24 protein-coding genes and 1 pseudogene are annotated in these 26,141 nt (G+C 69.8%); 17 read left to right on the top strand and 8 right to left on the bottom strand.

The features are described 5' to 3' along the window. Positions 1 to 2,324, bottom strand: a 2,324-nt coding sequence (locus J0695_RS06790) for a Tex family protein (RefSeq protein ID WP_307798461.1), incomplete at its 3' end; no start/stop codon positions are given. Positions 2,325 to 2,404: 80 nt separating this feature from the next. Further along, positions 2,405 to 3,262, bottom strand: coding sequence for an SCO6745 family protein (locus J0695_RS06795; protein WP_206960931.1), 858 nt, complete (start codon positions 3,260 to 3,262; stop codon positions 2,405 to 2,407). A gap of 112 nt (positions 3,263 to 3,374) precedes the next feature. Between J0695_RS06795 and J0695_RS06800 the strand changes: the two genes are divergently transcribed. Together J0695_RS06800 and J0695_RS06805 are read left to right on the top strand one after the other, a co-directional pair. Further along, the gene (locus tag J0695_RS06800) at positions 3,375 to 4,334 is read left to right on the top strand and encodes a GlxA family transcriptional regulator (protein WP_206960932.1); all 960 of its coding nucleotides are present in this window, start codon (positions 3,375 to 3,377) and stop codon (positions 4,332 to 4,334) included. A 14-nt stretch (positions 4,335 to 4,348) separates the two neighbouring features. Then, positions 4,349 to 4,984, top strand: coding sequence for a DJ-1/PfpI family protein (locus tag J0695_RS06805; RefSeq protein ID WP_206960933.1), 636 nt, complete (start codon positions 4,349 to 4,351; stop codon positions 4,982 to 4,984). On the opposite strand, the gene J0695_RS06810 is transcribed toward J0695_RS06805, so the two are convergent. Then, on the bottom strand, positions 4,971 to 5,747 hold the full coding sequence (locus J0695_RS06810; RefSeq protein WP_206960934.1) for an enoyl-CoA hydratase/isomerase family protein: 777 nt from the start codon (positions 5,745 to 5,747) through the stop codon (positions 4,971 to 4,973). The genes J0695_RS06805 and J0695_RS06810 overlap by 14 nt on opposite strands. 77 nt (positions 5,748 to 5,824) lie before the next feature. On the opposite strand from J0695_RS06810, the gene J0695_RS06815 reads away from it, so the two are divergent. Both J0695_RS06815 and J0695_RS06820 read left to right on the top strand, forming a co-directional pair. Further along, positions 5,825 to 6,490, top strand: a complete 666-nt coding sequence (locus J0695_RS06815) for an HdeD family acid-resistance protein (RefSeq protein WP_206960935.1) — start codon at positions 5,825 to 5,827, stop codon at positions 6,488 to 6,490. 129 nt (positions 6,491 to 6,619) lie between these two features. Beyond that, positions 6,620 to 7,117, top strand: coding sequence for an ATP-binding protein (locus J0695_RS06820; protein WP_206960936.1), 498 nt, complete (start codon positions 6,620 to 6,622; stop codon positions 7,115 to 7,117). Here J0695_RS06820 and idi read toward each other — a convergent pair. The 4 genes and pseudogenes from idi to galE all read right to left on the bottom strand — a co-directional run bounded on the left by idi (position 7,092) and on the right by galE (position 10,933). After that, positions 7,092 to 7,652, bottom strand: a complete 561-nt coding sequence (gene idi / locus J0695_RS06825; RefSeq protein ID WP_206960937.1) for an isopentenyl-diphosphate Delta-isomerase — start codon at positions 7,650 to 7,652, stop codon at positions 7,092 to 7,094. The genes J0695_RS06820 and idi overlap by 26 nt on opposite strands. Before the next feature lie 116 nt (positions 7,653 to 7,768). Next, positions 7,769 to 8,509, bottom strand: a pseudogene (locus J0695_RS06830) (class I SAM-dependent methyltransferase); the annotation flags it as partial. Positions 8,510 to 8,867: 358 nt separating this feature from the next. Then, positions 8,868 to 9,809 (bottom strand): cation diffusion facilitator family transporter, encoded by a 942-nt coding sequence (locus tag J0695_RS06835; protein ID WP_206960938.1) that lies wholly within the window; start codon positions 9,807 to 9,809, stop codon positions 8,868 to 8,870. A gap of 140 nt (positions 9,810 to 9,949) precedes the next feature. Beyond that, positions 9,950 to 10,933 carry a UDP-glucose 4-epimerase GalE gene (gene galE / locus J0695_RS06840; RefSeq protein WP_206960939.1) on the bottom strand — a complete coding sequence of 328 codons (984 nt, stop codon included), beginning with the start codon at positions 10,931 to 10,933 and terminating at the stop codon, positions 9,950 to 9,952. 223 nt (positions 10,934 to 11,156) lie between these two features. Here galE and J0695_RS06845 point away from each other — a divergent pair, with 223 nt between their 5' ends. The 7 genes from J0695_RS06845 (at position 11,157) to J0695_RS06875 (ending at position 18,239) form a co-directional block, all read left to right on the top strand. After that, positions 11,157 to 13,010, top strand: a complete 1,854-nt coding sequence (locus J0695_RS06845) for a DUF5941 domain-containing protein (protein WP_206960968.1) — start codon at positions 11,157 to 11,159, stop codon at positions 13,008 to 13,010. After that, positions 13,007 to 13,744, top strand: a complete 738-nt coding sequence (locus J0695_RS06850) for a phosphocholine cytidylyltransferase family protein (protein WP_206960940.1) — start codon at positions 13,007 to 13,009, stop codon at positions 13,742 to 13,744. The genes J0695_RS06845 and J0695_RS06850 overlap by 4 nt, the downstream gene beginning before the upstream one ends. After that, a complete protein-coding gene (locus tag J0695_RS06855) occupies positions 13,732 to 14,793 on the top strand; it encodes an iron-containing alcohol dehydrogenase family protein (RefSeq protein ID WP_206960941.1) in 1,062 nt (353 codons plus the stop codon). The genes J0695_RS06850 and J0695_RS06855 overlap by 13 nt, the downstream gene beginning before the upstream one ends. After that, complete coding sequence (locus tag J0695_RS06860; protein WP_206960942.1) at positions 14,771 to 15,550, top strand: CDP-alcohol phosphatidyltransferase family protein; 780 nt, start codon at positions 14,771 to 14,773, stop codon at positions 15,548 to 15,550. The genes J0695_RS06855 and J0695_RS06860 overlap by 23 nt, the downstream gene beginning before the upstream one ends. Next, positions 15,547 to 16,431, top strand: coding sequence for a glycosyltransferase family 2 protein (locus J0695_RS06865; protein ID WP_206960943.1), 885 nt, complete (start codon positions 15,547 to 15,549; stop codon positions 16,429 to 16,431). Before J0695_RS06860 ends, J0695_RS06865 begins: the two co-directional genes overlap by 4 nt. Positions 16,432 to 16,531: 100 nt before the next feature. Continuing rightward, entirely contained in the window at positions 16,532 to 17,461 is a 930-nt protein-coding gene (locus J0695_RS06870) for an ABC transporter permease (RefSeq protein ID WP_206960944.1), read from the top strand. Continuing rightward, positions 17,454 to 18,239 (top strand): ABC transporter ATP-binding protein, encoded by a 786-nt coding sequence (locus tag J0695_RS06875; protein WP_206960945.1) that lies wholly within the window; start codon positions 17,454 to 17,456, stop codon positions 18,237 to 18,239. Before J0695_RS06870 ends, J0695_RS06875 begins: the two co-directional genes overlap by 8 nt. A gap of 78 nt (positions 18,240 to 18,317) precedes the next feature. On the opposite strand, the gene J0695_RS06880 is transcribed toward J0695_RS06875, so the two are convergent. Continuing rightward, a complete protein-coding gene (locus tag J0695_RS06880) occupies positions 18,318 to 20,522 on the bottom strand; it encodes an MMPL family transporter (RefSeq protein WP_206960946.1) in 2,205 nt (734 codons plus the stop codon). 83 nt (positions 20,523 to 20,605) lie between these two features. Here J0695_RS06880 and J0695_RS06885 point away from each other — a divergent pair, with 83 nt between their 5' ends. The 6 genes from J0695_RS06885 (at position 20,606) to J0695_RS06905 (ending at position 26,111) form a co-directional block, all read left to right on the top strand. After that, on the top strand, positions 20,606 to 21,262 hold the full coding sequence (locus tag J0695_RS06885) for a TetR/AcrR family transcriptional regulator (protein WP_206960947.1): 657 nt from the start codon (positions 20,606 to 20,608) through the stop codon (positions 21,260 to 21,262). A 323-nt stretch (positions 21,263 to 21,585) separates the two neighbouring features. After that, positions 21,586 to 22,500, top strand: a complete 915-nt coding sequence (gene hpnC, locus J0695_RS06890) for a squalene synthase HpnC (protein WP_206960948.1) — start codon at positions 21,586 to 21,588, stop codon at positions 22,498 to 22,500. Further along, a complete protein-coding gene (hpnD, locus tag J0695_RS06895) occupies positions 22,497 to 23,441 on the top strand; it encodes a presqualene diphosphate synthase HpnD (protein ID WP_206960949.1) in 945 nt (314 codons plus the stop codon). The genes hpnC and hpnD overlap by 4 nt, the downstream gene beginning before the upstream one ends. Then, entirely contained in the window at positions 23,441 to 23,590 is a 150-nt protein-coding gene (locus J0695_RS45605) for a DUF6380 family protein (RefSeq protein ID WP_372445713.1), read from the top strand. Before hpnD ends, J0695_RS45605 begins: the two co-directional genes overlap by 1 nt. After that, positions 23,587 to 25,032: a hydroxysqualene dehydroxylase HpnE gene (gene hpnE, locus J0695_RS06900; protein WP_206960950.1), complete on the top strand. Its 1,446-nt coding sequence runs from the start codon at positions 23,587 to 23,589 to the stop codon at positions 25,030 to 25,032. The genes J0695_RS45605 and hpnE overlap by 4 nt, the downstream gene beginning before the upstream one ends. Next, positions 25,029 to 26,111 carry a polyprenyl synthetase family protein gene (locus tag J0695_RS06905; RefSeq protein WP_206960951.1) on the top strand — a complete coding sequence of 361 codons (1,083 nt, stop codon included), beginning with the start codon at positions 25,029 to 25,031 and terminating at the stop codon, positions 26,109 to 26,111. Before hpnE ends, J0695_RS06905 begins: the two co-directional genes overlap by 4 nt. Positions 26,112 to 26,141 lie beyond the last annotated feature (30 nt).

A 26,141-nucleotide genomic window follows, 5' to 3' on the forward strand; every position in this document is an offset into this window, starting at 1 on the left:
GCCTGCCCCTGCCCTTGTCCCTGCCGCTGTTGCGGCGGACGCCCACCCTGACCGCGTTCCCTGCGCTGAGCACCAGAAGCACCAGAAGCACCAGGTGAGCCAGGTGAGCCAGCACCCGCCGCCCCGCCCCCGCCCTGCGCCTCGTCGTCCAGCCGAAGCGTCAACGAGATCCGCTTCCGCGGGATGTCGACGTCCATCACCTTCACCCGCACGACGTCACCCGGCTTGACGACATCCCGCGGGTCCTTCACGAACGTCTTCGACAGCGCCGACACATGCACCAGCCCGTCCTGATGCACGCCGATGTCCACGAACGCCCCGAAGGCCGCCACATTGGTGACAACCCCCTCAAGAATCATCCCGGCGGCGAGATCCCCGAGCTTCTCGACGCCCTCCTTGAAGGTCGCCGTCTTGAACGCCGGCCGCGGGTCGCGCCCCGGCTTCTCCAGCTCCCGCAGGATGTCGGTGACGGTCGGCAGCCCGAACACGTCGTTCACGAAATCCTCGGCCCGCAACGACCGCAGCGCCTCCGTGTTGCCGATCAGCGACCCGACGTCGTTCCCCGCGGCCTTCACCATCGTCCGTACGACCGGATATGCCTCCGGGTGCACACTCGACGCGTCCAGCGGGTCGTCCCCGCCCCGGATCCGCAGGAAGCCCGCGCACTGCTCGTACGCCTTCGGGCCCAGCCGTGCCACATTCTTGAGCCCCTTCCGCGACTGGAAGGGACCGTTCGCATCGCGGTGGGCCACGATGTTCTCGGCGAGCCCCGAGCTGATCCCCGACACCCGCGAGAGCAGCGGCGCGGAAGCGGTGTTGACGTCGACACCCACACCGTTCACACAGTCCTCGACGACCGTGTCCAGCGACCGCGACAGCTTCACTTCCGACAGATCGTGCTGGTACTGACCGACCCCGATCGACTTCGGATCGATCTTCACGAGCTCGGCCAGCGGATCCTGCAGCCGCCGCGCGATGGAGACGGCCCCGCGCAGCGACACGTCCATGTCCGGAAGCTCCTGCGAAGCAAAGGCGGAAGCCGAATAAACAGACGCCCCGGCCTCCGACACCATCACCTTCGTCAGCTTCAACTCGGGGTGCTTCTCGCACAGTTCACCGGCGAGCTTGTCGGTCTCGCGCGAGGCGGTCCCGTTCCCGATGGCGATCAGATCGACCGAGTGCTCCTTGGCGAGCCGCTCCAGCTTGGCCAGCGACTCGTCCCACCGGTTCGCGGGCACATGCGGATGGATGACGTCCGTGGCGACGACCTTCCCGGTCGAGTCCACCACGGCGACCTTGACGCCCGTACGGAACCCGGGGTCGAGCCCCAGCGTCGCCCGCGTCCCGGCGGGTGCGGCCAGCAGCAGATCACGCAGATTGGAGGCGAAGACCCGCACCGCCTCGTCCTCGGCGGCGGTACGGAGCCGCAGCCGGAGGTCGATCCCCAGATGCACGAGAATCCGGGTCCGCCAGGCCCAGCGGACCGTGTCGCCCAGCCACTTGTCCCCGGGGCGCCCGCGGTCCGCGACCCCGAACTGCCGCGAGATCATCCGCTCGTACGCCGAAGGCCCCGGCGTCTCCGAAGGCTCCTCCGGCTCGAGGACCAGATCGAGCACGTCCTCCTTCTCGCCCCGCAGCATGGCCAGCACCCGGTGCGAGGGAAGCGCGGTGAAGGGCTCGGTGAAGTCGAAGTAGTCGGCGAATTTCGCGCCCGCCTCCTCCTTGCCCGAGCGCACCTTCGCCGCCAGCCGCCCGCGCGTCCACATGCGTTCGCGCAGCTCGCCGATGAGGTCGGCGTCCTCACCGAACCGCTCGGTGAGGATGGAGCGAGCGCCGTCCAGCGCGGCGGCCGCGTCCGCGACACCCCGGTCGGCATCGACGAACGCCGCGGCGGCCGTGAGCGGGTCCACGGACGGATCCGCGAGCAGGCCCTCGGCCAGCGGCTCCAGGCCCGCCTCGCGCGCGATCTGCGCCTTCGTCCGCCGCTTCGGCTTGAACGGCAGATAGATGTCCTCGAGCCGCGCCTTGGTCTCCGCGCCCCGGATCTGCGCCTCCAGGGCGTCGTCCAGCTTGCCCTGCTCCCGTACCGAATCGAGGATCGTCGCCCGGCGTTCCTCCAGCTCACGGAGATAGCGCAGCCGCTCCTCGAGCGTGCGCAGTTGCGCATCGTCGAGCATCTCGGTCGCTTCCTTGCGGTAGCGCGCGATGAACGGCACGGTCGAACCGCCGTCGAGCAGCTCGACCGCGGCCCTGACCTGTCGCTCGCGAACGCCGAGTTCGTCCGCGATCCTGCCTTCGATGGATCCTGGGGTGGTCGTGGTCACGATCCGGTACCGCCTTCTCGCTGAGCCTGAATCAGCATTGTGGCAGGCGGCACCGACAGACCGTGATCACGCCCTGCGGGTCAGCCGATCAGATCTCCGGGGAAGGCCCCGGCGGCGAACGCGGTCATCAGGAACCCGCCTGCCAGTTCCGTGAGCCGCGCGACACCCTCCGCGCCCAGGTGCTCGTACGGCGCCGCGTCCAGCCGGTCGGTCTCCGTCTCCAGGTCCCGGCGCAGCTGTGTCCCCGCCTCCGTCAACTTGCCGTCGGCGTCCAGCAGTCCGCGCGTACGCAGCCGCTCCACGGCCGCGTCCCACTCGGTCCGTGTCCAGCCGCGGGTGGCCAGAACCCAGCGGAGCGCCGTGCCCTTGCCGGTCGCGGTGTGGCTGACCAGCGCCTCCAGCGGGTCGAGGCCGGCGGCCAGGAGCGCCGTCAGATGTGCGTCCCCGCGGTGCTCGCGCAGCAGCGTCGCCGCGTGCCAGTACGCGAGATGCGGCTCGGTGGGCACCGGGAGGTCCGCATGGGCGGCGTACAGCGGCCGGGAGTGCCGGGTGCAGGCCTCGGTGGCGCGCAGCGCGAGACCGGCCGCCTCCACCATCTCCGGCGAGCCGACGGCGTCCTCGCCGAGCAGCCGTCGCAGGGTGGAGTCGACCGCCCGCAGCCGCGCCTGGAGCACCTCGTCGGGCGTGGCGGACTGCCACACCCCGGGTACATGGCGGGCGACGAGCTCATGGTTGAAGTTGTAGAACGTGGCGGTGATCGTTCCGGCCCCCACGGCCCCCATCGCCGCCCCGCGCGAGGCGAAGTAGGCGGCGTTCGGATCGGCGATCCCCACCCCGGCCAGCTCCTTCGCCAGGTCGGGCGAGAAGTAGACCGTCGAGTGGAGCGGATTGACGGCGTTGTGGCAGCGACGGCCGGCACGCGGCGGGAGCGAAGTCATGACCAGAATGTTACCGACTGGTCGGTACGGAGAGAACCCCCGGGCCGCAATGGCAGAAAGGGTGGGTTATTCGTCATTGCGGCCTTCCCTGCCATCGCCAACGATGGAACCCATGACGCAGCAGCGACCCGTGCTCGTCGTCCTCTTCGACGACCTGCAGAGCCTCGATGTGACCGGCCCGGTGGAGGTCTTCGCCGGCGCGGGCAGGATCGGCGGCGATGCGTACCCCCTCCGCACCGCCTCCGTCGACGGCGCTCCCGTCCGTACGTCGAGCGGCCTCACCCTCGTCCCCGACGGACGCCTGGCCGACGCCGCCACGCCCCACACCCTGATCGTCCCCGGCGGCAGCGGCACCCGCGCCCCCGACCCGCGCCTGATCGAGTGGCTGCGGGAGAACGCCCCGCACGCGGAGCGCATCGTCTCCGTCTGCACCGGCGCCCTGCTCCTCGCCGAGGCGGGCCTCCTCGACGGCCACCGCGCGACCACCCACTGGGCGACCTGCGAGCTGCTCGCCCGGAAGTACCCGGCTGTCCGGGTCGACCCCGATCCGATCTTCGTACGCGACGGGAAGATCGCCACCTCCGCCGGAGTCACCGCGGGCATCGACCTGGCGCTCGCGCTGGTCGAGGAGGACCTGGGCAGGGACGCGGCTCTCACCATCGCCCGCCACCTCGTGGTCTTTCTCCGGCGGCCGGGAAACCAGGCCCAGTTCAGCGCCCAGCTCGCCGCCCAGACCGCTCACCGCGAACCGCTGCGGGAGGTCCAGCAGTGGATCACCGAGCACCCCGACGACGACCTGTCGGTCGACGTCCTCGCGGACCGGGCCCGTCTCTCGCCGCGCCACTTCGCCCGCGCCTTCCAGTCCGAGACCGGGACGACCCCGGGCCGCTATGTCGAGCGCGTACGCATCGAAGCCGCCCGCCGGCTGATCGAGGACACCACCCAGGGGCTCACCGAGATCTCCCGCACCTGCGGCTACGGCACCCCGGAAGCCATGCGCCGCGCCTTCATCAAGACCCTGGGCACCGGACCCGCCGAGTACCGCCGCCGTTTCCACGTACCCGCCAGCTGAAGGAGACCAGCACCATGCAGATCGCCATCGTCCTCTACGACCGCTTCACCGCCCTCGATGCCGTCGGTCCGTACGAGATGCTCTGCCGCACCCCCGGCGCCGAGACGGTCTTCGTGGCCGAGCAGAGGGGCCCGGTACGCAACGACACCGGCAGCCTCGCCCTGGTCGCGGACAAGACCCTCGACGAGGTCCGGCGGCCCGACATCATCGTCGTCCCCGGCGGCCCAGGACAGTCCGGCCAGATGGACAACGAGACGCTCCTGTCCTGGCTGCGCACGGCCGACGCCAGCAGCACCTGGACGACCTCCGTCTGCTCCGGCTCGCTCCTGCTGGCCGCCGCAGGCCTGCTCAAGGGCCGCCGGGCCACCTCGCACTGGCTCGCGCTCGGCGGCCTCGCCGCGTTCGGAGCCGAGGCGACCGGCGAACGCGTCGTCATCGATGGCAAGGTCATCACCGCGGCGGGAGTCTCCGCGGGCATCGACATGGGCCTGACCCTGGTCGGCAAGGTCGCCGGTGACGAACACGCCCAGGCCGTCCAGCTGCTGACCGAGTACGACCCCCAGCCGCCCTACGACGCGGGTTCGCCCCAGAAGGCCCCGGCCCACCTCGTCGAGGAGTTCCGCACCAACAACCGCTTCATCCTCCGGTAACTCCGGTAACTCCGGAGGCTCCCGAGGCCCAGGTGAAGCGCGGTTCCCGCCGCTCCAGGAAGGCGGCGACCCCCTCCGCGGTGTCGCCGCTGCCGCGCGCCTGCTCGCTCCAGTACACCGCCCGGTCGTCACGCCCCGCCGTGAACTCCTTCGCCGCGGCCTGCGTCAGCTGCGACCGCGAGACGAGCACCCGGGCGAACTCGGCCACCCGCTTGTCCAGTTCGCCCGCGGGCAGCACCTCGTCGGCAAGACCGGTCCGCAGCGCCCGCTCGGTGCCGATGAGCTCGCCCGAGAACAGCAGGTACTTGGCCGCGGCAGGCCCCACCAGAGCGGCCAGCCGCTGCGTGGACGACGCCGGATAGACGATCCCGAGCTTCGACGGCGTCACCCCGAAGGACGCGCCCTCCTCCGCGAACCGCAGATCGCAGGCGACGGCCAGCTGGCACCCTCCGCCCACGCAGTACCCGCGCACGGCGGCCAGCGTCGGCTTCGGAAAGGCCGCGAGGGCGTTCTCGGCGCGTACGGCAAGACCCTGCGGCCGCTCCCCGGGCTCCCGCAGCGTCGAGATGTCCGCGCCCGCGCAGAAGGTGTCCCCGGCCCCGGTCAGCACCAGCGCCCGTACGGCCGTATCGCCCGCGAGATCTTCCAGCAGGACGGGCAGCGCCTCCCACATGGCCGCGGTCATGGCATTGCGCTTGGCCGGGTGACTGATGACGATGGTGGCAATGCCGTCGGTGACGGTGTGCTCCAGCTGCGGCTCCATGCGCCGGATGCTATCCGGGCACTGCGAACCTATGATCAACAAGGGGGCCGCGAAGCGAACACGACAAGGAGTCGCTCATGGCCGACCCCGCTCCCACCCCCACTCCGTCCCTGCCGCCGAAAGCCGCCCGTGAGGGCCGGAAACTGAGCCGCAGCTTCGGCTGGCTCGCGTTCCTCGGCGTGATCCTGGTCCTCTCCGGACTCCTCGGCCTGGTCTACACCGGCGTCGCGACCCTCACCTCGATGCTCCTCTTCGGTTGGCTGCTGCTCATCGGCGGGATCGTCGGCCTGCTGCAGTCGATCCAGTCCCGCGACTCGAACTTCTTCTGGCTCGGCGTCATCGTCGCCTCGCTGAACCTCGCCGCGGGCATCGTCGTCATCCGCCATCCCGAGGGCACCGCCGAGACGTTCACCATGTTCGCCGCCCTGCTCTTCCTGACCGGTGGTGCCTTCCGGCTCGTGGGCAGTGTGGTCGTCCGGGGCCCGCAGTTCGGCTGGACCCTGCTGCAGGGCGCTTTCGGCGTACTCCTGGGTGTGCTGGTGCTCTTCGACTGGCCGCACAGCAGCATGTACGTCCTGGGCTGTTTCTTCTCTCTCGCGCTGCTCTTCGACGGACTCGGACTGATTGCGATCGGAGTTGGCGGCAGGCGGATCGTGACCTTGGTCTCGGACCAGATGGCAACCGAACGGGAAAGTACGGTTTCATCCACGCAAGAAGAAGATCAGGATCAGTCGAAGAGCTGACGTCGAGTTACGTACTCGGTCATATTCCGTCGATAGGCGCTGACTTCTGTTCAGTGGCCCGGTACGGACCATCCCATTCCCAACACTCGGTGTGTGGTCACAATCGAGCGCGACAGTGGGAGCCGGAATATGGAGAGCCGCGGGAGCATCGGCCCGCCGGAACCGGCACCGGTCCAGCCCCTCCCGTACGAAGGCGTCTGGCGGTTCACCGCTCCCGCGGTCGATGTCTCCGTCCCACAGGCCCGGCACGCGGTACGGGATCTGCTCAACCGTCAGGGCGTGCCCGTCCACGACGACACCGTGCAGGGCCTGTTGCTGATCGTCTCCGAGCTGGTGACCAACGCGGTACGGCACGCGGCCCTGCTCTCCCCGGAGGTCGCCGTCGAGGTGGCCATCGGCGCCGAGTGGATCCGCGTGTCCGTCGAGGACAACCACCCCTACCGGCCCAAGGCCCTGGAGCGGGACTACGCCACCACCGGAGGCCGCGGCCTTCTGCTCGTACGGGAAATCACCGTCGAGGCCGGCGGGGAGTGCGACGTGGAGCAGACCGCGAGCGGCGGCAAGGTCGTGTGGGCCGCACTGCCGCTCGCGCCCCCGGGTGTCACCAGCCCCCGGTCTCCCCTGTGAGCTCCTTGACCGCGGGCCGTGCGGCATCGAGCACCGTCATGAACCAGGCGGAGAACGGGGCCGCGGCGTGCCGCTCGGCCAGTTCCCCCGCGGTGACGAACGCGGTGGCGCCGACCTCCTCGGGGTCCGGTTCCACGGCCGCCTGCACCAGCCCGACGAAGAGATGGTTGAACTCCTGCTCCACCAGGCCCGAGGCGGGGTCCGGGTGGTTGTAGCGGACCGTGCCCGCCTCCGCGAGCAGCGTGGGCGAGACACCCAGCTCCTCGTACGTACGGCGGGCGGCCGCGGCGAACGGCGACTCACCCGGGTACGGGTGTCCGCAGCAGGTGTTCGACCACACGCCGGGGGAGTGGTATTTGCCGAGCGCGCGCTGCTGGATCAGCAGCCGTCCCGAATCGTCGAAAAGGAAAACGGAGAACGCGCGGTGCAGCCGACCTGGCGCCTGATGCGCGGAAAGCTTCTCCGCGGTCCCGATGGTCTGGCCGGTCTCATCGACCAGTTCCAGCATGATCGCTTCTGCTGCGCCGTCCGTCATAACCGTCCTTCGCTCCGGGCCGCCTCATCTGCTCTTCAGTCTGCCGCACAAATGGCACTGCCCCCGACGCGCCATGCGACGGGGGCAGTGACAGACCATCAGACGCCGAATGAGACCGGCCTCAGTGCGAAGCCCGCATAACCGTACTCCGCACCGTGTGCACGGCGCATGGCCAGCTCCTCGCGGGTGCCCGCGAGGGCCTGTGCCATCGCGGGACCGTCCGGTTCGGTCGCGTCAAGCCGCCGGGCGAGCGGGATGTAGTACTCGTCCCAGTCGCTCTCGGGCTGGACGTACGTACCGAGGACGTCGTACCCGCCGGCGACGGCCGCCGTTGCGTTCGCCTCCGCCGTACGCAACGGGCACTCGGCCGCGTCCCAGAAGGCGCGGCACTCGGCGGACGGGGCGTCGGTGGTCCACACGCACTCGGTGAGGACGAGCGCACCGCCGGGCGCCAGCAGCCGCTTCCAGCTGCTCAGCGCGGTGTCGAAACCGATGATGTACGCGGAACTCTCGGCCCAGACGAGGTCGAACGACCCGTCGGCGTAAGGGAGTTCACTCATGCTCCCGTTGACCGTACGGACCGATCCGCCGAGCCCGCGGGCCGCGGCGGACTGCCGCAGCTCGTCGAGGAACGGCTGATGGGTGTCGACCGCGGTGACCTCGGCGCCGGTCTCGGCGGCGAGCAGCAGGGCGGACCGGCCGGGGCCGCAGCCCAGATCGAGCACGCGCGGACGCTTGGGCAGCCGACCCGTGAGGGCGAGGAGGGCGCGGGTCGTCCCGTCGGAGCCGGGGCCCTGACGGGGGAGTCCGTGGTGCAGGGAGAAAAAAGCGTCAGTGACGTCGGTGATGTTGTTGATGTCGTTCTCGGACAACGTGGGAATCCTTGGGTGAGAGATGGCTGAGGCAGGGTCGGGCACTGCGCACCGCAGTGATCTCGGTGACCGTCATCAACCTCAGCTCCTTCTTCACGTCGAAGACCGCCCGGAGGTTAGCACTCGGCGGGCCACCACGTCCGCCGGATATCGCTGCGCACCTCGGGCCGTTCGCCCGGGCTCTCCTCCGGCTCGCGCTCCGGCCGGAGGACCTCTCGCTTCCCCACGGGCTTGTGGATCCTCACCTGGCGCATGGCTGCCTCCTCGCTGTCAGAGAGGGGATACCCCAAATGCGGGGCTCATAGCTGCAGACCGTGTTAACAACCGGTACTCATCGTTTCCGTCAGTGGCAGAACCCGGCCTCGTGCTCCGCGTGACCACCGGGTTCCAGCTGAAAAGTGCAGTGCTCGACATCGAAGTGGTCACCGAGGCAGTCCTGCAGGGCGTGGAGCATCTTCTCGTTCCCCAGCGAGTCCAGGACCCCCGGACTGACCACCACATGCGCGGAGAGGACCGGCATCCCCGAGGTGATGGTCCAGGCATGCAGATCGTGTACGTCGTCCACGCCGGGCAGCGCGAGCAGATGGGCCCGGACCTCCGCCATGTCGACCCCCTTGGGGGCGGCCTCCAGGAGCACATTGAGCGTCTCCCGCAGCAGCTTCACCGTGCGCGGGACGATCATCAGGCCGATCACGATCGAGGCGATGGGGTCGGCGGCCTGCCACCCGGTGGCCAGGATGATTCCGGCCGAGACGAGGACGGCGACCGAGCCGAGTGCGTCGGCGAGGACCTCCAGATACGCGCCGCGGACATTGATGCTGTCCTTCTGGCCGCGTACGAGAAGGGAGAGGGAGATCATGTTCGCGATCAGACCGATCAGACCGAAGACGATCGTCGGACCGCCCCGGGTATCGGCCGGCGTGACGAACCGCTGGACGGCCTCGTAGAGGACGTAACCGCCGACGCCGAGCAGCAGCAGACAGTTCGCCAGGGCGGCGAGGATCTCGGCCCGTGCGTAACCGAAGGTGCGGTTCCCGGTCGGCGGGCGGTTGGCGAAATGGATCGCCAGGAGTGCCATCGCGAGTCCCAGCGCGTCCGTCGCCATATGGGTGGCGTCGGCGATCAGGGCCAGTGAATCGGCGATCAGACCGCCGACGATCTCGACGACCATCACGGTCAGGGTGATGCAGAGCGCGATCCGCAGCCGCCCCTTGTAGGCGGCGGCCGCGGTACCGGTCGGCGGAGCCCCCTGGTGCGTATGCCCGTGGTCGTGCCCAGCCCCCATGCAGGCCGCCTTCCGCTGCGGTGGATCGGTCCGTGAGCCCAGTGAACTACGGGCGGGGGGTATCCGGCAACACGGGATCGAACACCGTTGTCATCTGCTCTGACCTGCGGAAATGACTGCAGGTCAGAGCGTCGGAGCGATCAGCTTCGGAGCGCCTCGGGGTGATGGTGGCACCAGCCCTCCCAAGCGGATTCGACCATGTCGCGCATCGAGCGCGTGGCCGTCCAGCTCAGCTCCTTGGAGATCAGATCCGCCGACGAGACGGCCTTCGCCGCGTCCCCGGGGCGGCGCGGCTCGACCTGCACCGGTGTCTTGTCCCCGGTCACATCGGCCACCAGATCGGCGAGCTCACGCACCGAGACGCCCTCGCCCCGGCCGATGTTCACCGTCAGGTCCCCGTTCTCCGTCTGGCCGGTGAGCTTGCGGGCCACGGCCAGATGGGCGTCGGCGAGGTCCGAGACATGGATGTAGTCACGGATGCAGGTGCCGTCGGGGGTCGGGTAGTCGTCCCCGAAGATCCGCGGGGCCTCACCGCGGGTGAGCCGGTCGAAGAACATCGGGACGACGTTGAAGACCCCGGTGTCGGCCAGCTCGGGACGTCCGGCGCCCGCCACATTGAAATAGCGCAGACAGGCGGTGGAGATCCCATGGGCCCGGCCGGCCGCCCGGACCAGCCACTCTCCGGCGAGCTTGGTCTCCCCGTACGGACTGATCGGTGCACAGGGGGTCGACTCGGTGATCAGCTCGACGTCGGGCACTCCGTAGACGGCGGCCGACGACGAGAAGAGGAACCGCTCCACCCCGGCGGCAGCGACGGCTTCGAGGAGCACGGTCAGGCCGTACACATTCTCCCGGTAGTAGTGCAGTGGCCGCTGCACGGACTCCCCGACCTGCTTCTTGCCCGCGAGATGCACCACACCCGTGATGCCGTGACCGGCGAGCGTACGGTCGAGCACCTCTCGGTCGAGGACCGAACCGCGGACCAGTTCCGTCCCCGCGGGAAGCCGCTCGGGCACACCGCTGGAGAGATCGTCCAGGACAACGACCTGCTCACCGGCCTCCAGCATTGCTCGCGCCACATGCGCCCCGATGTACCCCGCACCACCTGTGATCAGCCACGTCATGCCCGTCACCCTAGGCCCTGTGCGGCTGCGGTTTGTGGGGTAAGCCCTTGATCGACGATGATCGTCATGGGCAACCGACAGGGTTGCCCGGCCCAAGCAGGGCGTAAACAGGCGATGAACTTCCGCTTGAGTTCATCCGATAGCCTCTGCCGACATGCCGCCCGGTCCCCTGTGGGCCAAGGCGCAGGCCACCAGCCATGTCCTTTCCAAGGAGTGAGTCCGTCTGTCGACCGCAATCCTCACCGGTGCTCCGGTACCCGGGTCGCCGCTCGAAGGCGATCTGCGGTCGCTGGGTTTCGACGTCCGTACCGCCTCCGGCGACCAGGACGCGGCCGCGCTTCTCGCGGCAGCGCCCACGGGTGAGCGGGTCGCCGTCGTCGACCCGCGCTTCGTGGGACATCTGCACGCCCTGCGCCTGGCCCTCACCGATCCCCGCTTCCCGGTGGCAGCGGTTCCCGGCGCCCTCACGGCCAAGCCCGAGGCGCGCGCGGCGCTGACGAGGGCTCTGGCCTCGGCGGACGCCCCCGTGTCATCGGCGCCGGTCCAGGGCCGTACGGCGGCAGGCCAGGACACCGCCGCCCTCCCCGACGTCCTCGCCCTGGCCCTCGACGCCGAAGGCGTCCCCGTGCAGCGGCCCGAACTGGGCTCGCTCGTCGCCGCTGTCCCCGGCGACCCGCAGTCCCGGCACGAGGCGCGGGCCGCCGTCGCAGCCGTCGACGACGAAGCCGTACGGCTGCGCAGCGCGGTGAAGGCCCGGGACGGGTTCTTCACCACGTACTGCATCAGCCCGTACTCCCGATACATCGCGCGCTGGTGCGCCCGCCGGGGCCTCACCCCGAACCAGGTCACCACCGCCTCGCTGATCACCGCGCTGATCGCGGCCGGCTGCGCGGCGACCGGCACCCGCGGCGGCTACATCGCCGCAGGGCTCCTGCTGCTCTTCTCCTTCGTCCTGGACTGCACGGACGGGCAGCTCGCCCGCTACTCGCTGCAGTACTCGACGCTCGGCGCCTGGCTGGACGCCACCTTCGACCGGGCCAAGGAGTACGCCTATTACGCGGGGCTCGCGCTCGGCGCGGCCCGCTCCGGCGACGACGTATGGGCGCTCGCGCTCGGCGCGATGGTCCTGCAGACCTGCCGGCACGTCGTGGACTTCTCCTTCAACGAGGCGAACCACGACGCCACCGCGCTCGGTAAATTGTCGCTGGCCAGCCCCACCGCCGCCCTCTCCGACAAGCTCGACAGCGTCGGCTGGACGGTCTGGGTGCGCCGGATGATAGTCCTGCCGATCGGCGAGCGGTGGGCAATGATCGCGGTACTGACCGCGGTCACCACCCCGCGGATCGTCTTCTACGCCCTGCTGGTCGGCTGCGCCCTGGCCGCCTGCTACACCACCGCGGGACGCGTCCTGCGCTCGCTCACCCGTCGGGCCACCCGCACCGACCGCGCCGCCCAGGCCCTGGCCGACCTCGCCGACAGCGGCCCGATCGCCCAGCTCGTGGCGGCCCACGCACCCCGGATCCAGGGCGCTTTCGCCGCCCCCGTCGTCGCCGTGGTCGGAGCAGTGGCACTGATCAGCGCCGCGCTCACCCAGCCCTTCGGCAGCACCCAGATGATCGTCGCCGCGGTCTTCTACGCAGTCCTCTCCGGGATAGCCGTGGCGCGGAACCTCAAGGGTGCGCTCGACTGGCTCGTCCCCCCGGTCTTCCGGGCGGCGGAATACATCACTGTCCTGGCCCTCGCGGCCCGCTCCGGCATCGACGGAGCCCTGCCCGCGGCTTTCGGCCTGGTGGCCGCGGTCGCCTACCATCATTACGACACGGTCTACCGCATCAAGGGCGGCACCGGTGCGCCCCCTCAGTGGCTCGTGCGCACGGTCGGCGGCCAGGAGGGCCGGATCCTGCTGGTGGCCGTACTCGCCGCCGCACTGGCGACAGACAACACAGACTTCACGCTCGCGCTCACGGTGTTCGCCGTGGTCGTGGCTCTTGTGGTGCTCGCGGAGAGCATCCACTTCTGGGTGACCGCCCACAAACGCGGTGCGCCCGCCGTACATGACGAAGGAGAAGCAGCATGATCGGCCTCGTACTGGCGGCCGGCGCCGGAAGGCGTCTGCGCCCCTACACCGACACGCTCCCCAAGGCGCTGGTCCCCGTCGACGGCGAGACGACGGTGCTCGACCTGACCCTGGGCAACTTCGCCGAGGTCGGACTCACCGAGGTCGCGATCGTCGTCGGCTACCGCAAGGAAGCCGTATACGCCCGCAAGGCGGAGTTCGAGGAGAAGTACGGCGTCACGCTGACCCTCATCGACAACGACAAGGCCGAGGAGTGGAACAACGCCTACTCCCTCTGGTGCGCACGTGAGGTCTTGAAGCAGGGCGTCATCCTCGCCAACGGCGACACCGTCCACCCGGTCTCCGTCGAGCAGACCCTGCTCGCCGCCCGCGGCCAGGGCCAGAAGATCATCCTCGCCCTCGACACGGTGAAGCACCTCGCCGACGAGGAGATGAAGGTCATCACCGACGGTGAGGAGGGCGTCCGGCGCATCACCAAGCTGATGGACCCGGCCACCGCCACCGGCGAGTACATCGGCGTCACCCTCATCGAGCCCGAGGCCGCCGAGGAGCTCGCCGACGCCCTGAAGACCACCTTCGAGCGGGACCCCGACCTCTACTACGAGGACGGCTACCAGGAGCTGGTCAACCGCGGCTTCCGGATCGACGTGGCCCCCATCGGCGACCTCAAGTGGGTCGAGATCGACAACCACGAAGACCTCGCGAAGGGCCGTGAGATCGCGTGCCTGTACTGACCCGTCTCATCCCGTCCCCGGTCGTCGTCGACATCACCCGCGGCGCCCTGGACGACCTGGCCGGCCTCCTGGCCGACCAGCGCATCTCCGCCTCCGGCAAGCTGGCCTTCGCGATCAGCGCCGGCTCAGGCCAGGCCCTGCGCGAGAGGCTCTCGCCGGTCCTGCCGGGCGCCGACTGGTACTCGGTGGCGGGCGGCACGATCGACGCGGCCGTGAAGCTCGCCGACGACATCAAGGGCAAGCGGTACGACGCCGTGGTCGGCCTCGGCGGCGGCAAGATCATCGACGTGGCGAAATACGCGGCCGCCCGGGTGGGCCTGCCGATGGTGGCCGTCGCGACGAATCTGTCGCACGACGGCCTCTGCTCGCCGGTGTCCACCCTGGACAACGACAACGGGCGCGGCTCCTACGGGGTCCCCATGCCCATCGCGATGGTCGTCGATCTCGACGTGATCCGTGAGGCGCCGGCCCGTTTCATCCGCTCCGGTATCGGTGACGCGATCTCCAACATCTCGTCGATCGCCGACTGGGAGCTCTCGCGGGAGATCACCGGCGAGGCGGTCGACGGACTGGCCGCCGCCATGGCCCGTACCGCCGGCGAAGCCGTCCTGCGCCACCCCGGCACGGTCGACGACGACGAGTTCCTCACGGTCCTCACCGAAGGCCTCGTCCTCACGGGTATCGCCATGTCGATCAGCGGCGACACACGCCCCGCTTCCGGCGCCTGCCACGAGATCAGCCACGCCTTCGACCTCCTCTTCCCCCAGCGCGCGGCCAGCCACGGCGAGCAATGCGGCCTGGGCGCGGCCTTCGCGATGCATCTGCGCGGGGCCACGGAACAGTCGGGCCTCTTCGCCGACGTACTGCGCCGGCACGGCCTGCCCGTACTGCCCGCGGAGATCGGCTTCAGCGTGGACGAGTTCGTCCAGGCCGTCGTCTACGCACCGCAGACCCGCCCGGGACGCTTCACGATCCTGGAGCACCTCAACCTGTCCGCAGACCAGATCAAGGACGCTTACGCCGACTATGCAAAAGCCATCGGTAGCTGAACTCCGCCCGGTCGTGCACCCTCCGGGCGTCAAGGACCGGCGGAGCGGCGAGCACTGGGGAGGCCGCTTCTACATGCGCGAGGTCTCCCTGCGCGTCGACCGGCACCTGGTGAACACGCGGATCACGCCCAACCAGGTGACCTACGTGATGACCCTCGCCGCCGCCCTCGCCGCCCCGGCACTCCTGGTGCCCGGCATCTGGGGTGCCGTGCTCGGCGTGGTGATGGCCCAGCTCTATCTGCTGCTCGACTGCGTCGACGGCGAGATCGCGCGCTGGAAGAAGCAGTACTCGATGGTCGGCGTCTATGTGGACCGTGTCGCGGCCTATGTGCTGGACGCGGCGGTCCTGGTCGGCTTCGGGCTGCGCGCCTCCGACATCTGGGGTTCGGGGCGGATCGACTGGCTGTGGGCCTTCCTCGGTACCCTCGCCGCCCTCGGTGCCATCATGATCAAGTCGGAGACCGACCTCGTCGGCGTCGCCCGTCACCAGCAGGGCATGCCTCCGGTCAAGGAGACGGCGTCCGAACCGCGTACCTCCGGCATGGCACTGGCCCGCAAGGCCGCCGGTGCGCTGAAGTTCCACCGGCTGGTCATGGGCATCGAGGCGACCCTGCTGATCCTGGTCCTGGCGATCCTCGACACGGTGCGGGACGACCTGTTCTTCTCCCGGCTCGGTGTCGCCGTGCTGGCCGGCATCGCGCTGCTGCAGTCGGTGCTCCACCTCGTGTCCATCCTCGCCTCCAGCAGGCTCAAGTGAGTACGCCGCTGAAGGTCGGCGCGGTGATCATCACCATGGGCAACCGCCCCGACGAGCTGCGTGCTCTCCTGGACTCGGTCGCCAAGCAGGACGGCGACCGCATCGAGGTCGTCGTGGTCGGCCAGGGCGCACCTGTGCCGGAGGTTCCCGCGGGCGTACGGATCGTCGAGCTTCCCGAGAACCTGGGCATCCCCGGCGGCCGCAACGTCGGCATCGAGGCGTTCGGCCCGTCCGGCGCCGACGTCGATGTGCTGCTCTTCCTCGACGACGACGGTCTGCTGCCGAACAACGACACGGCCGAGCTGTGCCGCCAGGCCTTCGCCGCCGACCAGAAGCTGGGCATCATCAGCTTCCGGATCGCCGACCCGGACACCGGTGTCACCCAGCGCCGGCACGTCCCCAGGCTGCGCGCGTCGGACCCGATGCGCTCCTCGCGGGTGACGACGTTCCTCGGTGGCGCCAATGCCGTGCGTACGCAGGTCATCGCCGAGGTCGGCGGACTCCCGGACGAGTTCTTCTACGCCCACGAGGAGACCGACCTGGCCTGGCGCGCCCTCGACGCCGGTTGGATGATCGACTACCGCGCGGACATGGTGCTCCACCACCCGACGACCGCCCCGTCCCGGCACGCGGTCTACCACCGGATGGTGGCCCGCAACCGCGTCTGGCTCGCCCGCCGCAACCTGCCCGCGCCCCTGGTCCCCGTCTATCTCGGGATCTGGATGCTTCTCACGCTGGTCCGCCGCCCGTCGGGCCCTGCCCTCAAGGCATGGTTCGGCGGCTTCAAGGAAGGCTGGTCGACTCCCTGCGGACCCCGCCGCCCGATGAAATGGCGTACGGTCTGGCGCCTGACGAAGCTGGGACGCCCTCCTGTCGTCTGACAGGCTCGGGTCTGAGAGCATCAGGCGTACGTACCCGGGACCTGCTGCCGGAGCCTGCACCCGGTCAGGCTGCACATCTTGAACACGAAAGTTTCAACCTGTGAGTGACACAACCCAAGACGGATCGGTCGCTTTGAGCGTCCCACCGTCTCCCGACGACGGTCTGTCCCCGGCGGAACTCGCCGCCAAGTACGGCTTGTCGGTCAGTGGCGCCCGGCCCGGTCTCTTTGAGTACGTACGGCAGATGTGGGGCCGGCGCCACTTCATCATGGCCTTCTCCCAGGCCAAGCTGATGTCCCAGTACAGCCAGGCCAAGCTGGGCCAGGTCTGGCAGGTGGCGACCCCACTGCTGAACGCGGCGGTCTATTACCTGATCTTCGGCGTGATCATGCACTCTGGCAGGGGGATGACCACCGAGGTCTTCATCCCCTTCCTGGTCACGGGCGTCTTCGTCTTCACCTTCACCCAGAGTTCGGTGATGGCAGGTGTACGGGCGATCTCGGGGAACCTGGGCCTGGTCAGGGCACTGCACTTCCCGCGCGCCTCACTGCCGATCTCCTTCGCGCTCCAGCAGCTCCAGCAGCTGCTGTTCTCGATGATCGTGCTGGTGATCGTCGCGGTGGCCTTCGGGAGCTACCCCTCGCTCTCCTGGCTGCTGATCCTCCCCGCGCTGGCCATGCAGTTCGTGTTCAACACCGGCATGGCGCTGATCATGGCCCGTCTCGGCAGCAAGACCCCCGACCTGGCCCAGCTGATGCCGTTCATCATGCGGACCTGGATGTACGCCTCGGGCGTCATGTTCTCGATCACGGTGATGCTCGCGGACAAGCCGGCGTGGATCGGCGACACGCTGCAGTACAACCCGGCGGCGATCTACATGGATCTCATCCGCTATGCGCTCATCGACGGCTACGGCTCGTCGAATCTCCCCGACCATGTGTGGATCGCCGCGCTGCTCTGGGCGATCCTCGTCGGCGGCGCGGGCTTTGTGTACTTCTGGAAGGCAGAGGAACGGTACGGCCGTGGCTGAGGACAAGGTTCAGGGGCGGGTCCCCACCGTCATCGCCGACGATGTGCACATCGTCTACCGGGTGAACGGGGTGGGCGGCGGCAAGGGCAGTGCCACCGCCGCGCTCAGCCGCATGATCGGCCGGGGCAAGGGCGAAGCACGCGGCGTCCGCAAGGTCCACGCGGTGCGCGGGGTCTCCTTCACGGCGTACCGCGGCGAGGCCATCGGTCTCATCGGCACCAACGGTTCCGGCAAGTCCACCCTGCTGCGGGCCATCGCCGGCCTGCTGCCGACGGAGAGCGGCAAGGTATACACCGACGGCCAGCCCTCCCTCCTCGGTGTCAACGCGGCACTGATGAACGACCTCACGGGCGAACGCAATGTGATCCTCGGCGGTCTCGCCATGGGCATGTCCCGCGAGGAGATCCGCGAGCGCTACCAGGGCATCGTCGACTTCTCCGGCATCAACGAGAAGGGCGACTTCATCACCCTGCCGATGAGGACCTACTCGTCCGGCATGGCGGCCAGGCTCCGCTTCTCCATCGCGGCGGCCAAGAACCACGACGTGCTGATGATCGACGAGGCGCTCGCCACCGGTGACCGCAGGTTCCAGATCCGCTCCGAGGAGCGCATCCGCGAACTCCGCAAGGAGGCGGGCTCCGTCTTCCTCGTCAGCCACAGCAACAAGTCGATCAGGGACACCTGCGACCGCGTCCTGTGGCTGGAGAAGGGCGAGCTCCTGATGGACGGCCCGACCGACGAGGTCATCAAGGCGTACGAGAAGGAGACCGGCAGGTAGTCCGGTCCACCGCGAAGAGGCCCCCGCCGGATCCCGTAAAAGGGTCCGGCGGGGGCCTTTTTCCGTACGTGACCGGGCTCAGACCCCGGCGGACCGTTTCACCTCCGCGGTCTCGGCCAGCCCCACCCGCCCGTGCAGCCTGCGCAGCACCGGCGGCGCGTACCAGGCGCGGCCGCCCAGGACCCGCATGGCGGCGGGCACCAGGATCCCGCGCACGGCCACCGCGTCGATGACGATGGCGAGTCCGCTGCCGATGCCGAACATCTGCAGGAAGCTGATCGAGCTCGTACCGAAGGCGAAGAAGCTGACCGCGAGCAGCCCGGCCGCCATGGTGACGATCCGTCCGGTCCGGGCGAGCCCCTGCGTCACCACGGTCGAACGGTCCGCCCCCGCGTCGTGCAGCTCCTTCATCCGGCTGGTCACGAAGACCTCGTAGTCCATCGAGAGACCGAAGGTCACGCAGAAGAGCAGCACGGTCATGGAGGTGTCCAGCGGCTGTGGTGTGAAGCCGAGGAGCGAGGCGAGATGCCCGTCCTGGAAGATCCACACCATCGCGCCCAAGGAGGCCGACAGGCTCACCGCGTTGAGCAGGAGTGCCCGCAGCGGCTGCACGACGCTGCCGGTGAACAGGAAGAGCAGCACGAAGGTCGTCACCGCGATCAGGCCCCCGGCCAGGGGCAGCCTGATGCCGATCGAGTGCTTGGAGTCGACCAGGCGCGCATCCGTCCCGCCGACCAGCGTCGCGGTCCCCGAAGGGCCCGGGAGCGCACGGATCTCGCGTACGAGGTCCTGCGCGGCACCCGACTTGGGCGTGAGCCCGGAGACGACCTCGATCCGCTGGGCGTCCGCCCGCCCGAGCGCCGCCCCCGCGGGACCGGCGGGCCGGCCCTGCCCCTTGCTGTACGACCCTGAACTCGCGTCGACCCGCAGGACTCCGTCGAGTCGCGACAGACGCCGTGCGTACTCCCCGAGCGGGCCTGCGGCCACGGCTCCCTCGGTCACCACCTGCACGGACCCGCTGTCGCTGCCCCCGAAGTCCTGCTGCAGGGCGGTGGCGACCTGACGGCTCGTCGCCGTGTCGGGCAGCACCCGCTCGTCGGGGGTGCCGAAGGTGACACCGAGCAAGGGGCTGGCGGCCAGCAGCAGGAGGGCCAGGACGGGCAGCGCGGTGAGCGCGGGCCGGCGCATGACCGCACCGGCGAGCCGCCCCCAGAACGGTGCGTCGGCCCGGCGTACCGCCGAGGCCCACGGCAGCCGTCCCTTGTTGATCCGGTGGCCGAGCACCGCGAGGAGCGGCGGTACGACGAAGAGCGCCCCGAGTACCGCGACGGCGACCACACCGATGCCCGCGTAGGCGAACGAGCGCAGGAAGAACGGCGGGAAGACCAGCAGCGCGGCGAGGGCCGCCGCCACGGTGGCGGCGGAGAAGACGATGGTGCGCCCGGCCGTCGTCACGGTTGTCCGCAGCGCGTCGGGGACCTCGGCCCCGGAGGCCAGTTGCTCCCGGAAGCGGCTGACGAGCAACAGCGCGTAGTCGATGCCGAGGCCCAGTCCGAGGGCGGTGGTCAGGTTGATGGAGAAGACGGAGACATCGGTGAGCGACCCGAGGACGAACAGCTCGGCGAAGGTGCCGAGGATCGCGACGAGTCCGATGACCAGGGGAAGCAGCGCGGCGACAAAACTCCCGAAGGCGAGCACCAGCAGAAGGAGCGTCAGCGGAATGGCGATCATCTCGGCCGTGGCCAGATCCTTCGAGACCTGGGTGGTCACCTCGTCGCCCACCGCCGCGACCCCGCCGGCGCTCACGCTCACCCCACCGCGGTCGCCCGCGTAACGCTCGATCAGGACCTTCGCCCGGTCGCCGACCTCGCTGTCGTTGCCCTTCACATGGGCGAGTACGAGGGCCTCGCTGCCGTTCTCGGACATCAGCCGGGGGCTCTTGGCATCCCAGTACGAGACGACTCCCGACACCGTCGCCTCGTGTTTCAGCCCGTCGGTCACCGAGCGTCCGCGGGCTTCGACGGCGGGCGAGGAGAGCCCGCCGGTTGCCGATCCGTCGGTCCGTACCAGTAGGACCAGGTTGGTCTCCCCGCCGAACTTCTGGTCGATCCGGGTCTGGGCGCGCGCCGACGGGGCCTGGGGATCGTCGAATCCGCCGCCGAGCAGTTTGCCGAAGGCGCCGAAGCCGAAGCCGAGGGCGGCCATGGCGACGACCGCCACGGCGGCCAGGACGAGTAAGAGCCGGGCCCGGCGCAGTGCCAGCTCTGCGATCTTGTGCAACACGGCATTCCCTCCCAATGTTTACGGTGTCAACTCTGACGGTCCCAGCGGATGTTAATCCTGTCAACATCGGGCAGGATGAACTTATGACAGCGATCTCGGGGGGCAAGTCCGGCTACCACCACGGTGATCTGCGCAATGCGCTGATCACCGCCGCGGTCGAGCTCGCGACCGACGGCGGCCCCGAAAAGGTCGTCCTGCGCGAGGCGGCCCGGCGCGTCGGCGTCTCGCCCACCGCCGCCTACCGGCACTTCGCGGGACAGGCGGATCTTCTGTACGCGGTGAAGGTGCACGGCCAGCAGGCCCTCGCGGACTCCATGGAGCAGGCCGCCGCCGAGGCGCCCCGCTCCGAGGACCCGGGCGAGGCCGCCGAGCTGCGCCTCGCCGCCATCGGCCGTGGCTATGTCCGCTTCGCCCTGAGGCAGCCCGGTCTCTACCGCGCCGCGTTCTGCTCGCCCCACCTGATCAGTGACGAGAAGGAGTGGGGCGGGGTGACGCCCGCGGGGACGGAGCCCGAGTACCGGGCCTTCGTCCTGCTCACCGACGCACTCGACGCCCTGGTGGCGTCGGGCCGGATGCCGGAGGGGAATCGGCCCGCGGCGGAGGCCGCGGCCTGGGCCGCGGTGCACGGTCTGTGCATGCTGATTCTCGACGGGCCGATGCGACGGCTGCCTGACCCTGTCCGGGAGGTGGTCGTCGAGCGCACCGTGGCCATGGTGACCGCGGGGCTCATCGCGCCCTGAGGGTCCTGAGGGTCAAGTGATCGTCAAGTCCGGTGCGACAGGGGAAGGTTGGCGCGGATTGGAGTGTTCTTGTAATGCGCCCAACACCCCGCCGCGGTGCTGAGCGTTGTACAACGTAAGCTGTACCGGTGCTGATTCGCGGCAAGTGGGGCGATACCCCCACGGTGTCTCGTCCGTGGGCGGTCCTTCCGCTCCGGGACTCGGGCGGCGTGTCCGAAATGGGATGTATTGGGTCGGCAGTGTAGAACGGGAGATGTGACGGCAATGGCAACGGACGATCTCCAGCTCCGCGATGCTTTCGCCGTACCCTCACCGGGCAGTGCATGGTGACGGGGCCCGGGGAAGCGCGCACCGACCCGACTTCGCGCGCCACGCTGGACAAGGCCGCCGACGAGAACTTCCCCGTCGCGCCCTTCTTCCTGCCGCGTGCCTGGCGCGACGACCTGATGGCGGTCTACGGCTACGCCCGGCTGGTCGACGACATCGGTGACGGCGACCTCGCCAACGCCCCCGCCGAGGCCCGGAGCCTAGGCCTCGACCCCGCGCTGGCCGACGATCGCATCGCGATGCTCGACGCCTTCGAGGCCGACCTGGGACGCGTCTTCGACGGCACACCCCGTCATCCGCTCCTGCGCGCGCTCCAGCCGGCGGTCCGCCGCCGCTCCCTCGCGCCCGAGCCCTTCCTCGGGCTCATCGCGGCCAACCGCCAGGACCAGACGGTGCGGCGCTACGAGACGTACGAGGACCTCCTCGCCTACTGCGAGCTCTCAGCCAACCCCGTAGGCCGCCTCGTCCTCCAGCTGACCGGCACCGCGACCCCCGAGCGCATCCGCCGCTCCGACGCCGTCTGCACCGCCCTGCAGATCATCGAGCACCTCCAGGACGTGACCGAGGACCTCGGCCGCGACCGCATCTATCTTCCCGCCCAGGACATGAAGCGGTTCCATGTCCGGGAAGCGGATCTGGCAGTACCCAGCGCGGGCGCATCGGTGCGCGCGCTGGTCGCATTCGAAGCGGCACGCGCCCGGGAACTGCTGAACGAGGGCGCCCCCCTGGTGGGGAGCGTCCACGGCAGGCTCAAGCTGCTGCTCGCCGGATTCGTGGCCGGAGGAAGCGCCGCTCTCCGGGCGGTCGCCGCCGCCGGGTACGACGTACTTCCGGGACCGCCCAAGCCCACCAAGCCCGTCCTGCTGCGCGAAGTGGGAGCCGTCTTGCGAGGAACGCGTAGAGAGGGGTGAGCCGGACCGTGGAGGGACACGCGCAGCTATCTGCGCCGGTGATGGCCGCATACAGTTACTGCGAGGCCGTGACCGGTCAGCAGGCACGGAATTTCGCGTACGGCATCAGGCTGCTGCCCGCCGACAAACGGCAGGCCATGTCCGCGCTGTACGCCTTCTCGCGTCGCGTCGACGACATCGGTGACGGGGAGCTCCCGCCGGACGTCAAGCAGACGCGGCTCGAATCGACCCGCGATCTCCTCGGCCGGGTGCGCGACGGCGCGATCGACGAGGACGACACCGACCCGGTCGCCGTGGCGCTCGCCGACGCGGCGCGCCGGTTCCCGATCCCGCTCGGCGGCCTCGACGAACTCATCGACGGCGTACTGATGGACGTGCACGAGGAGACCTACGAAACGTGGGACGACCTCAAGGTCTACTGCCGTTGTGTGGCAGGGGCCATCGGCCGGCTCTCCCTGGGCATCTTCGGTACAGGTCCCGGCACGTCGGAGAAGGCCTTCGACTACGCGGACACGCTCGGCCTCGCCCTGCAGCTGACCAACATCCTGCGGGACGTACGCGAGGACGCGGGCAACGGGCGTACGTATCTGCCCGCCGACGACCTGGCCAAGTTCGGCTGTTCCGCGGGCTTCCACAGCTCCACACCGCCGCCGGGATCGGACTTCGCCGGCCTGGTGCACTTCGAAGTCCGGCGCGCCCGCGCCCTCTTCGCCGAGGGCTACCGGCTGCTGCCTCTGCTCGACCGGCGCAGCGGCGCCTGCGTGGCCGCCATGGCCGGCATCTACCGGCGTCTGCTCGACCGCATCGAGCGCGACCCCGAGGCGGTGCTGCGCGGCCGCGTCTCGCTGCCCGGTAGGGAGAAGGCGTACGTCGCGGTGCGCGGACTCTCCGGCCTCGACACCCGGAGCATCACCCGGCAGAAGGCGCGGAGGCGCGCTTGATGGACCGTGACAGATCCCCCTGCGGCGATGACGGGCCCGCCAGGAATTCGCCGTACCGGCGCGCAACCCTCCGCTCCGCCGCCGCGTCCCTGACTGCAACGGCCTGTTGTCCGCACCTGGACAACAGGGCCGAGGGGGAGAAAGCATGACAGCCGATGGAGTGCGGCCCGATGGGCCGATCGCACGACCGGCCGGCCGTCCCGAGGGGGCGGCCGCACCCGTCGGCGAACGCGCGGTCGTCGTCGGGGGAGGTCTCGCGGGGATCACCGCGGCACTCGAACTCGCCGACGCGGGAATGCGGGTGACGCTCGTCGAAGGCCGTCCGCGGCTCGGCGGGCTCGCCTTCTCGTTCCAGCGCGGTGAACTGACCGTCGACAACGGCCAGCATGTCTATCTGCGCTGCTGCACCGCCTACCGCTGGTTCCTCGACCGCGTCGACGGGGCGGCACTCGCGCCGCTGCAGGACCGGCTCGACGTACCCGTCCTCGATGTCGCGCACCCGCGCGGCCCCCGGCTGGGACGGCTGCGCCGCTCGGCACTGCCCGTACCGCTGCACCTGTTGAAGAGCCTGGCGACGTACCCGCACCTCTCGCTCGCCGAACGGGCGAGCGTCGGACGCGCCGCACTCGCGCTCAAGGGACTCGACCTGGCCGACCCGGCCCTGGACGACGTGGACTTCGCGAGCTGGCTCGGCCGTCACGGCCAGTCGGACCGCACCATCGAGGCCCTCTGGGACCTGGTGGGCGTCGCGACACTCAACGCCACGGCGCCCCATGCCTCACTGGGCCTTGCCGCGATGGTCTTCAAGACCGGACTGCTCTCCGAGCCCGGCGCGGCCGACATCGGCTGGGCGCACGTACCGCTCGGCGAGCTGCACGACACGCTGGCGCGCAAGGCTCTCGACTCTGCGGGCGTGCGCACCGAATTGCGGACCCGAGTCCTGGGTATCTCCCCTGCACAGAACAGTAATTGGGAGGTTCAGGTGGACGGCGAGACGCTTGAGGCGGACGCCGTGGTCCTGGCCGTCCCGCAGCGCGAGGCCCATGCGCTGCTGCCCGCGGGCGCGCTCGACGATGCGGACCGTCTTCTGGAGATCGGGACCGCGCCGATCCTCAACATCCATGTCGTCTACGACCGCAAGGTCCTCAGGCAGCCCTTCTTCGCGGCCCTGGGCACCCCGGTCCAGTGGGTCTTCGACCGTACGGACGCCTCGGGTCTGAAGGGCGGCGGCCAGTACCTCGCCCTGTCGCAGTCCGCGGCCGATGACGACATCGACGAGCCCGTGTCCGTACTGCGCGAGCGCTACCTCCCCGAGCTGGAGCGGTTGTTGCCCGCCGCCCGCGGTGCGGAGGTACGGGACTTCTTCGTCACCCGGGAACGGACGGCGACCTTCGCGCCGACCCCCGGCGTGGGACGCCTGCGTCCCACGGCGGCCACCAACGCCCCCGGCCTGTACCTGGCCGGCGCGTGGACCGCCACCGGCTGGCCCGCGACCATGGAGAGCGCCGTGCGCAGCGGCTTCAGCGCCGCGGGCGCCGCGCTCTCCGCGCTGGGCCGCCCTCACGAACATCCGCTTCAGGAGGCGGCATGAGCATTGCAACTGGAACAAGAGGAGAGCCTGTGACCCCGGCCGCAGACACCGTCGATATTGTTGCGCTTCTGGAGCGCGGACGGACCCTGTCCTCACCGGTGCTGCGTGCTGCCGTGGACCGGCTCGCGCCGCCCATGGACACCGTCGCCGCGTACCACTTCGGCTGGATCGACGCCGAAGGCCGCCCCTCCGACGGTGACGGCGGCAAGGCCGTACGTCCCGCGCTGGCGCTGCTGTCCGCGGAGGCGGCCGGCGCCGCCGCCGAGGTCGGCATCCCCGGTGCGGTCGCCGTCGAACTCGTGCACAACTTCTCGCTGCTGCACGACGACCTGATGGACGGCGACGAGCAGCGCCGCCACCGCGACACCGTGTGGAAGGTGCACGGTCCGGCTCAGGCGATCCTCGTCGGCGACGCGCTCTTCGCGCTCGCCAACGAGCTTCTCCTGGAAATCGGCACGGTCGAGGCCGGCCGCGCCACCCGCCGGCTCACCACCGCGACGCGGAAGCTGATCGACGGTCAGGCGCAGGACATCTCCTACGAGCACCGCGAGCGGGTCACCGTCGAGGAGTGCCTGGAGATGGAGGGCAACAAGACGGGCGCTCTGCTCGCCTGCGCCGTCTCCATCGGCGCGGTGCTCGGCGGCGCGGACGACCATACGGCCGACACCCTCGAGTCGTACGGCTACCACCTGGGTCTCGCCTTCCAGGCGGTCGACGATCTGCTCGGGATCTGGGGCGACCCCGAGGCAACGGGCAAGCAGACCTGGAGCGACCTGCGCCAGCGCAAGAAGTCCCTGCCGGTCGTCGCCGCGCTCGCCGCGGGCGGCCCGGCCTCGGAGCGTCTCGGTGAACTGCTCGCGGCCGACGCCAAGAGTAATGATTTCGACACCTTCTCCGAGGAAGAGTTCGCCACCAGGGCCGCGTTGATCGAAGAGGCCGGCGGTCGCGAGTGGACCTCGCAGGAGGCCCGCAGGCAGCACGCCATCGCGATCGAGGCACTGAACGGAGTCGATATGCCGGAACAGGTCCGGGCTCAGCTTGTCGCGCTCGCGGACTTCGTGGTCGTACGAAAGCGATGACCCTTTCCTCTATATGACTCGCAGTCGCCG

Source organism: Streptomyces beijiangensis (genome assembly GCF_017315755.1).
Lineage (GTDB): Bacteria > Actinomycetota > Actinomycetes > Streptomycetales > Streptomycetaceae > Streptomyces > Streptomyces beijiangensis.